7 protein-coding genes are annotated in these 9745 nt (G+C 58.1%); 1 reads left to right on the forward strand and 6 read right to left on the reverse strand.

What is annotated here, in order from left to right; genetic code table 11:
* Positions 1-259: 259 nt before the first annotated feature.
* The 6 genes from ACYJRZ_RS31655 to ACYJRZ_RS31680 all read right to left on the reverse strand — a co-directional run bounded on the left by ACYJRZ_RS31655 (position 260) and on the right by ACYJRZ_RS31680 (position 8415).
* Positions 260-643, reverse strand: a complete 384-nt coding sequence (locus tag ACYJRZ_RS31655; RefSeq protein WP_459465455.1) for a type II toxin-antitoxin system VapC family toxin — start codon at positions 641-643, stop codon at positions 260-262.
* A complete protein-coding gene (locus ACYJRZ_RS31660; protein WP_459465457.1) occupies positions 640-897 on the reverse strand; it encodes a type II toxin-antitoxin system Phd/YefM family antitoxin in 258 nt (85 codons plus the stop codon). The genes ACYJRZ_RS31655 and ACYJRZ_RS31660 overlap by 4 nt, the downstream gene beginning before the upstream one ends.
* Positions 898-1569: 672 nt before the next feature.
* The gene (locus ACYJRZ_RS31665; protein ID WP_459465459.1) at positions 1570-3525 is read right to left on the reverse strand and encodes a MacB family efflux pump subunit; all 1956 of its coding nucleotides are present in this window, start codon (positions 3523-3525) and stop codon (positions 1570-1572) included.
* Between the two features lie 3 nt (positions 3526-3528).
* Positions 3529-4833 carry an efflux RND transporter periplasmic adaptor subunit gene (locus ACYJRZ_RS31670; RefSeq protein ID WP_459465461.1) on the reverse strand — a complete coding sequence of 435 codons (1305 nt, stop codon included), beginning with the start codon at positions 4831-4833 and terminating at the stop codon, positions 3529-3531.
* A 16-nt stretch (positions 4834-4849) separates the two neighbouring features.
* Entirely contained in the window at positions 4850-6295 is a 1446-nt protein-coding gene (locus ACYJRZ_RS31675; RefSeq protein WP_459465467.1) for an efflux transporter outer membrane subunit, read from the reverse strand.
* 1415 nt (positions 6296-7710) lie between these two features.
* Positions 7711-8415, reverse strand: coding sequence for a DUF899 family protein (locus tag ACYJRZ_RS31680; protein WP_459465463.1), 705 nt, complete (start codon positions 8413-8415; stop codon positions 7711-7713).
* A gap of 670 nt (positions 8416-9085) precedes the next feature.
* Here ACYJRZ_RS31680 and ACYJRZ_RS31685 point away from each other — a divergent pair.
* Positions 9086-9745, forward strand: a 660-nt coding sequence (locus ACYJRZ_RS31685) for a helix-turn-helix transcriptional regulator (protein ID WP_459465465.1), incomplete at its 3' end; no start/stop codon positions are given.

Raw genomic sequence — 9745 nt, forward strand, 5'->3', positions numbered from 1 at the left:
AGCAAGTACTTTCAGCGTCGCCTTTGCTCGATACGCAGGCATGCCGCCTGCACGATATGCCCGCGGGAGCTAGACGCGTTAAGAACCTGAAGTCATCGTGAACATCAGGAGATAGTCCCGTCAGATCAATATAGGAACGGTGATGCACCGACCCAATCAGTCGTTCTATCGAGGTTAGGCGATAGAGGTGGTCCCACTGAACCATTCAACCGACGGAGCATCTAACCCATCAGTTTAGTCCGGTTTCGTCGATATGGTGCTAAAGAGCTGATCGCACGTCAGTCTGCACGAAATCCTCGCCAACATAAAGCAACGGACAGTCATGCTCTTTGGCGACTTCATATGAAAAGCAATCACCATAGTTCAGTGCGGCTGGATGAACGCCCTTACCCCATCGGCTATAGGCATCGGCGACCCGGCGAGCGGAGGCCACTGTCACAGACACGATCTCGAAGCCGAGGCCTGAAATCAGCGTGCTAACTTCTTCGCCTACATTACGCCGTGAGGCGACGATTAAGGCTTCGGCGACGGTGCCGGCTGAAATCAACAGTCCATCGGCCTCTTCAATTGCCGTCATGCAAGCTTCGCTTTGTGGCTCGTCGAATACAATCGCCATGATAGCCGATGTATCGACGGCAATCATGCCGGCATCCCATCATCGTCATAGAGAAAGTCCTGACTGCGTGCGGCTGCCGGTCCCTGAAGCACTTTGGTTGCCGCCGACGCCCTTACTTTCTCCATCAAGGCGCGCCGTTCCTTAAGGCCGGGGGCGGGTGCGACAGCGACCAGACGCACGATCTCATGGCCTCGGCGAGTCAAGACGACTTCGTCTCCGGCTTCCGCTCGCCTCACCAGGTCGGTGAGTTGCCCTTTCGCCTCACTGACAGATATGCGCATAGCGCATGCTCCTTTACTCTCCCCCTGTTCCTTATCATCCAATAAATGGTCCATGACTTAGTCCAAGTCAAGAGTATAGCAATAGGTGAGAGCAACCAGGCGGGCGGCTCGGCCTTTCCGAGCAACCCTCGGAAGACCGGTGTAGGGCGAGCTATCTCGCTCACGGAGACGGACCTACGGTCTTACAATAGAGGGCGGACCCAAACTTCACCGTCCCGAGGTGGTCTCGACAAGTTGGCGATACTCTGCTGATGTCTGGAACTTTGAAGCAGCGGCCGCGATCTGCGCGGGAGTTAGGCGCTGCTTACCCAACCGTTCTCGTCGCTCCTCTATCAATGGCTACCGGAATCGCTTCGGCACCTTTCATAGAGGTCCCAGGCGAGGTCGGCCATCGCCAGAAGAACATCGCTTTCGCTCCATCCAGCTACGACAGCGGTCCGGACGACTTCTTTGATGATGGGCTGCAAGCGACGCTGGCATTCCCTGGCTAAATCGTCAGCGTCCTCTGATTGAGGGGCCGGAGCAAAATTCAATTCCATCATTATTGCCTTCACGCAATATCAACATCATGTTTCTCAATGAACAAGTGCGTCCAATGAGGGAAGTTGGTGGCGTCACTCAATGTCTTTTGCATTTAATCCGGCAACGCCACCGTGATGATATCCAGGATAGTCAGTCTCTTGAGAGTGCCGCCACAGGATCGAGGAGTGAAGCATTGCGCGCCGGCAGGTAGCCGAAAGTGAGGCCGATGGCGCAGGAGCAAGTGAAGGCGAGGATGATTGAACTCGCCGAATAGACCAAAGTAAAATTGGATCCGAAATAATTGAACGTGGCACCGAAGCCAAGTGCCGTTGCAATGCCCAAAGCCCCGCCGAGCAGACAAACCAGTACGGCCTCAATGAGAAATTGCTGCAGAATGTCCTGGCGTGTTGCACCGACTGCCATGCGCACGCCGATTTCGGCAACGCGTTCGGATACCGAGACGAGCATGATGTTCATGACTCCGATGCCGCCGACCAACAGCGAGATGACGGCGATGGATGAGATGAGGAGGGTCATCGTCCGAATGGTGCTCGTGATCGTCTGACGGATATCGTCGGTGTTGAGGATGAAGAAATCCCTGGTGCCGTGGCGGCGTTCCAGAAATTGCGTCACTGCCGTCTCCGCCGTCGAACTGTCGGCGTCGTCTGTAACTCGCACGGTGACGCTGCGCAACGAGATGTCGCCCAGGAAGCGGGCCTGAACGCTGGTGTAGGGAAGGTAGATCGAAAGATTGTCGCTGGAGCCGAAGCCACCCTGCTGTGCGGCAATGACACCGATAATGCGCACCGGGACTTTGCCAACGAAGATCGTCTGCCCGATCGGATTGAGGCCTTTGTCCGCAAACAGCGCCGTCACTGTGTTCTGATCGATCACCGCATCCTGCGTCATTCCTCCGACGTCGTCGGAATCAAACAGCCGGCCTGAAGCCAGTTTTGATCCTTTCACCGAAAAATACGCGTCGCCGACGCCGTTGATCAAAGCATTTGCCTCCGTCGCACCGAAGCGTACGGTGTCGCTAGTGGAGACGGTCGGCGTGACGGCGGCGACATAGGTGAGCTTCGCCAGCGCATCGGCATCAGCAACCACCAAAGTTTTTATGCGTCCGGACCGCGTATCGCCGAAGCTCTTGCCGGGAAAGATCTCCAGCGTGTTCGTGCCGAGGCTGTTGATGTTCGCCAGAACCTTTCGCTGCGATCCCTCGCCGAGCGCTATGACGCTGACGACGGACGCAATGCCGATAATGATTCCCAGCATAGTCAGGAGGGTACGCAGCCGATGTGCTTGCAGTGCAAGCATCGCCATCCAGAACGCTTCCAGTAGCCGCCCTGTCATTTCGCCCCAGCCCGACTTGCTGACGGGGGCCTCGGCAAGGGAGGCTTGCGGTTCTGACGTTTCGTTTCGCGTCCGTCGGTCGGCGACGATGCGGCCGTCGGAGATTTCTATGATGCGGTCGGTGCGCGAAGCGACATTCATGTCGTGAGTGACGATGACGACCGTGTGTCCTTCGGCATGCAGCTCGCCGAGAATACGCAGCACCTCCTCACCGCTCCGCCGGTCGAGTGCGCCTGTCGGCTCGTCGGCAAGAATGACATTGCCATTGTTCATTAAAGCACGCGCGATCGAGACGCGCTGCTGCTGGCCGCCGGAGAGCTGTCCCGGGCGATGACTGCCACGTTCACCCATCTCGAGGCGTTCAAGCAGCGCAATGGCACGGTCACGTCTCATCTCACCCGGCTGGCCGGCATAGATCGCCGGCACCTCGATGTTGCCGATTGCCGTCAACTCCGAAAGCAGATGATAGCGCTGAAAGATGAAACCGAAATGTTCTCGCCGTAACTGCGACAGGGCATCGCTGTCGAGACTATGCGTCTGCACGCCAGCAATCGCATAGCTGCCGCGGGTCGGCCGATCCAGCAAGCCGATGATGTTCATCAGGGTCGATTTGCCGGAGCCGGAAGGCCCGACGATGGCGACCATCTCACCTTCCGCGATCGACAGATCGACATCCTGTAACACCGCGATCGTGCGATCACCCGACTGGTACTCGCGGCCTACATCCAGCAATTCGATGATGGGGGAGGACACGGTTCACAATCCTATGGGCGGGGGCGGGCCGCCGTTGCTGCTGCTCTTCGTCGTCGTGGTACTCGCTTCGCCGATAACGACATTCTCACCCTCCGACAGACCGGAGAGGATCTCTGCGGAGACATTGTTATTGAGGCCGACGGTGACCTTGCACGGGCTCGGCTTGCCATCATCGCCCAGCGTCTGAACGACGTAGGAACCGTCGGCCGACTTGGCACCCAATGCGGAGGAGGGGATGGTGAGCACGTTCTTGACTTCGCCGAGCACGATGTGAACTTCGGCAGACATGTAGGTGCGGAAATAATTGTCGCGATTGGGCACGGCGAAAATGCCGTTATAGTAGATCGCCGACGATGAGGACGACGCCGTCGTGCCGCTGCTGGAGGATGACGTCGTGGTCGAAGACGACACGCTGCTGTCGCTGGTGATCGATTCCGGCGCGGGTTCGATCGATTGCAGCGTGGCGTCATGGCGCGTGCCAGTATCCCCGAGAATGGTGAAGTAGATCGGCTGGCCGACCTTGACCTTGACGACATCGGCCTCCGATATTTCGGTGCGGACGATCATCGTATCGAGCTGCCCCAGAATGACGATGGTCGGCGCCGATTGCGCCGCATTGACCGTCTGGCCCTGCTGGTTGACGATGGCAAGCACGGTGCCGTCCATCGGTGCCGTGATGCGCGTGTAAGAAAGATTGGCACGCGCCGTCTCCACGGCGACTTCGGCCGAGGTGATCTGCGCATCGAGAGCCGCGATCTGCGCGGTGATCTTCTTGACGCTCGCTTCTGCGCTGTCGAGGTCGGCTTTGGAGCCTGCCTGACTACGGAAGACCGTCTGCTGGCGGATGAGCGTGAGTTGTGCATTCGCAAGATCGGCCTCGCTTTCCTGACGTTGTGCCTCGACGTTTGCGAGGGAGGCCTGCGCGGTTTTCAGATCGTTGCTTTGCGTGGTCGAGTCGATTTCGGCGACCAGCGCATCCTTCTTCACCGTATCGCCGAGCTTGACGTGAAGTGCCGTGATCCGCCCGGAGACCTGCGCGCCGACGGCAACCAGATTCACCGGCTTGAATGTGCCTGAAGCGAGCACGGCTTGCTCTACATTTCCGCGCGTCACCGGCGCCGTGATGGCGGATGATGTCTGCCGATCGAAATAGCCATAGCGGAAAGAAATGAAGCCGACTGCGGCGAGCGCGAGGAGAGCGACAAACAAAAGGTGCCGTCGTCGGATGCTTCTGCGTGGCCGAGGCTCGGCAGGTGCTGCGTCCTTGGTGCGTTTCGGACTGACGGTCGTCGGTGCATTCTGATCCATGGCGTTCAACATGAGACTACTTGGTCATCGCTAGATGTGGGCCGGTATTGGTGTCGACCACGGCTGGCTTCGAGGCGTCGATCTGCCCGTCCCAGCCTCCACCGAGCGCCTTGTTGAGGGAAATATAATCGGTGGCGATCGAAGCTCTGCTTTGAATGACGGACTCCTCGGCGCTATAGAGCGAACGTTCGGCATCGAGCACATCGAGAAAACTCGAGACGCCGGCCTGGTTCAGCGTGCGCGCTAGATCCGATGCGTTGCTATAGGAGTTGCTGGACGAAATGAGCTTGGCGTATTTCAGCCGCTCCTGGGTCAGAGATACGACCGCATTCTCGACATCCTCCATGGCTGACAGCACGGCCGACTGGTAGGCGATGAAATATTGATCCCGCTGCGCCTTGGCGACATCGACTGCGGCTTTGAGCTGGCCGCCCTGGAAGATCGGCACCGTCAGTGACGGGCCGAACGTCCATCCGATGGAGGATTTCTTCGCTAGATCGCCGACGCTCGCGGCTGACGAAGAAATGTCGCCCGTCAGTGAGATGGATGGATAGCGATTGGCTTCGGCCTGGCCGATCTTCGCCGTGTATTGCGCAAGTTGCCTCTCCGCGAGACGAACGTCCGGTCGCGCCGTCAGGATATCGGCGGGAATGCCGGTTGAGACATTCATCCTGGGACTTGGAATCGGCCCGCTGGACTTGAGCCTTTCCTCGAGCGTGGCTGGTGGCTTGCCTAGTAGTACGCTCAGACGGTGCACCGCTTGCATATAGGAGATTTCGTAGGTCGGAATATCCGACTCGGTGCTGCTGGCGAGAGCATCGGCCTTGGCCGTATCCACGGCGGTAGCACTACCTGCGAGATACTCCGTATGAGTCAGGGCTGCGCTCTTGCGTTGTGATACCGCACTGCGCTTGGCGAGATCGCGCAGCGCCTGGTATTCGCGCGCTTGCACATAATAGGACGCGACGTCGCCGATCAATGTCAGCATGGTGTCGCGTAGCTGCTCGTCGGCGGCATCGACACCATATTTCGCCGCCTCGGTGGCGCGCTTGTTGCCGCCGAAGAGATCGAGCTCCCAACTGGCGTCGAAGCCGCCGTCATAGAGCGTGGAGAAGGTGGCGTCGGTTGTGCCGCTCGATGCGGCCGACGTACGTGTTCGCGTCCCCGAACCGGTTCCTTCGACGCTCGGCAGCAATGCGCCTTTCTGTTCACGGTACGTGGCGCGCGCTTCACGGATTTTTGCCTTGGCCGTTGCCACGTCCAGGTTGCAGGCTATCGCCTCCTCGATCAGCACATCGAGTATCGGATCCTTGAGCTGCTTCCACCATTTAGACAATTGCGGCGCCTTCGACGGACTCGTCGGAGCCTTGCTGCCCCAGTGAGGCGGCATTGTGAGGGCGGATGTCCGGTAATCGGGGCCGACGACGCAGCCTGTCAGCATACCGGCAATCGCGGCGGCCATGGCTATATTTGGCAAGCGTCTGCTTGAGCACGAACATGTCGACACGTTTTTTTCCTGATCCATTCGTCTTTTGCGCTGGCTTTTGCAGATCGTGGGGGGGGGGGGGGGTGGTGGCGGAACGTTTCGGGAGACAGTCGGTGTTTCCCGGCGGAAGGGCGGGATTAGCGCGCGGAAGGTCCGGGAACGCCGGGCGGGGCACTCCCGGACCCGTTCAGCCCCAGAGGGGCTACTCCTTCCAATCGACGAGGCGTCCGGGGGGATCTCGATCGATTGGAGGCGGAGAGGAAATAGTCTGGATCGACTAAGCAGCGGGTTTTTTCCCTGATCGAACCCCTGTTGCGATCAACGGAACGCATGAGGGCCGGGAACGAGGGATCGTTTGGCATCCTCAAGCTTTGCAGGCTGATCTGTGGTTAAAACATCGCGGAGGGCGAGCGCGGAAGCGGCTACGCCGCCGACAGCGGTTATCAGCAAAGTCGCGACGATGTATCGTTGCCTCATGATCAGTGCCTTCGTTACGATTGACTGATGCCGAGGCTAGCCGGGTCATATGAACACAATACGTCCTGATATTTCTGAATATTGCCCTGCGGGGGAATGTTGCGAACGAAGTTTGCCAGGGAAGCCGGCGGCAACGATTCATTACAACTTTTCTCGACCGTCAATGGAGAGGAAGCGAAGCTCCTTCTGATTTTCGCCCAGAGCCGGGACGGGTAACGCTTCTCAATCTATGGGCCACCTGGTGCGTCGCCTGCCGTCCCGGAGCTAAGGGCACTGGACGGTTTTTCGCGGCAAAGGGCGGTAACGCGAACGTCGTTGCCATTTGCGTCGACCTCTCGGACGGTGCCCGGGTCGCTGAATTTGTTCAGAAGCTGGGGATCAGGCATCTTCGCGTTCTGATCGATCGAGTGTATCACCCACGCAAGCATGGGGATCCGCTGAAGCGCCGTTGCCGCTATACGGCATCCCGATTACCTATCTCATAAACCCGAAAGGCCGGATCGCGAGTTTCACTGAGATGCGAAGCAGGGCCTCGAACGTTGCGTTGGCCGCCCGCCCGGACGAGACATTCTGGAGGCTGGAGGTTGAAATTTTCCCGGGCAAACTGCGGGAGTTTAAAGCAATTGTTCATGAGCAGCTCGCATCTGCCGCGTAGGAAGAAGACGGCACACTTGACTATGATTGGTATTTTAACGCGGACAACATCGTCTGCCACACCTACGAGCGCAATCGTGACTCGGACGCCGTGGGCTCGGGTACACGAGATCGGGTCGGATCTCCACATCCGGCCTTACGGAGCCTCGCATGCTGGAGCGACATCCACCTCGCCGCGGTTGAAATGAGAAGGTGGTGCCGCTGTCGCTCCATCTGACTTCTGAGTCATAGCATGAGACCAACGACTACAATGATCGTGCTCAGTAATTGAGCTTCGGGTACCAGTCCGCGCCGCGCCCGTCAGGTGTCATGTCAAGAATGTTCCAGAGTGGTGCGATATCGACTGCGCCCCTTGGATCCTGGCCAGGGTCCGCCGCTTCCGTCGGCATTTCGCCATTGTAGAAGACGCGGATATCTTTCCCATCCTTCTGGTAGACGGTGAATCCTGGATTTTCAGATCCGTTGTCATTCAGCAGCCCTAGGTCACGGGCGTAGTCGTCGCCGACGGTCTGGACGAAGTCCAGGTCGCGCCAGCCGCGTTCGATGGCGAAGGCGCGTTGCCGTGCCACCGGGCTGCGACCGATGATTTTGAAGGCAACCCGTTGCTTGATGTCGGCGCCGTTGCCGTTCGCTCCGCCAAGAAAGTTCGTGCACATGGGGCAGGGCCGTTCGCGCTGCGGGCCGAACATCCAGAAGTACGTCACTAGTGTATCGTGGTGACCGAACATGTCCGCGAGACCGACCTCGTCGCCGTTCTCGTCCTTGAAGCGATAGTTCTTCTCAACGACGGGACCTGGAGGCAGGCGCCGGCGCTGCTCCGCAAGCCTCGTGAGATGTCGCCGGACTTCGATTTCCTCCGCCAGCAGGGCCGTCCTTGCCTCGGCGTATTCCGGGGTTTCGTTCGTGAACTTGCTCACACGTTTTGCGGCCAGTTCCTTTGTGGGTCTCAATTCGCTCATGTCCATGTGCTCGCTCCTTGGATCTATTCCGACCGTCTCGCGAAGCGGCCGCCAGTTGGCCATCTCTGCTTGTTGTCGGAAATCAGCGGGGCCGCATAACGGTTTTCCACGCCCTCACCTGAAATAGACGTACGAGGCGATCCGTTCTCGACAAGAGCTCAAAGTTTTTTCGGTTCAGTCGCGGTCGCCTTGCTCAGAGGCGGCCGGCCATGGTCCAGCCGTCCCCCTCTGAGCGAGGCATCATGGGTTCGAGTCCCTTCAAGAGCGTTAGTTCGGGTGTAATTCAGAATTATAAAATGACCCTGCCAATGTTAGGAATTACAAAGATTTATCGTGAGAATCGGCGTCGAACTGTCTGGTGTGAACCTCTGTCGATAGAAGTGCCTGACGCGGGTTTCGCGCTCCGCCTCGGACCGATTTAGGTTTGCTGCGATAATACTTGCGGTGCTCTTGGCCTGATCGAACTCGCGCTGAATGGAGACCTTCTTCACATTCAAAGAGCGTACACGATTCAGATCAGCGGCTGCGCGTTGATTTTCTGCCTGCGGATGAGTCACCCCGGCCTCTGCGTATAGTCGTAGACGCTGAACCGAATGAAGCTTGGAGTTGCGAGTTTACACATATTTAATATTTAGCCCACAGAACCTGATGTCTGAACTTGGTTGGAGATTTAAGCTTGCCATTTTCCCGCGCCTTTGCTCTCAGCAATCCTTTAGATGAGGCTCCCGATTTAAGATCGCTGCCCACCCGTCGCCAGGTTGTTTCGCATCCATTTATTGAGAGGCTGCGCGGAGCCGTCTCGTTTGATTTCTTCGCAGTGTCAGGCCTTGACCTCGATGGCTACCGGTTCGGGAGCGGACACTCGATCGACACCGACGTGCCGCCAGCCTTTCTCGACGCCTATTACGGGGATGATCTCCTGAAATCCGATCCGTTCGTGATGGCATCGATGTCGGCTGCAAAGGTTATCGTTGAGGAGGAAGTCTATGCCAAAACACCTCCTCCTCAAAGGCTCCAATACCTTGCCAGGACCTTCGGTGTGCTCAATCGTACGCTCTTCCCGATTCGACGCGGCGACGTGGTGTTCGGCGCCGTCACGTTCTCTCGTACGTCGCCTTTCTCGGGGGCCGAAATCGAGTTTCTGAGCGAAATCGCCGAGATCACGCACCGTGTGCTGACCCGACCTATCATGGACAAGTTCTCCGCACAGGCCCTGAAACTGATCGAGGGCGAGATCAGGTGCCTAAGATTTGCAAGCCTCGGCAAGACGACGGACGAGATCGCCGCAGCGAGCGGTTATACACCTGATACCGTCAATAGCTACATGAAGGCCGCT

This window comes from Rhizobium sp. No.120 (assembly GCF_054558365.1).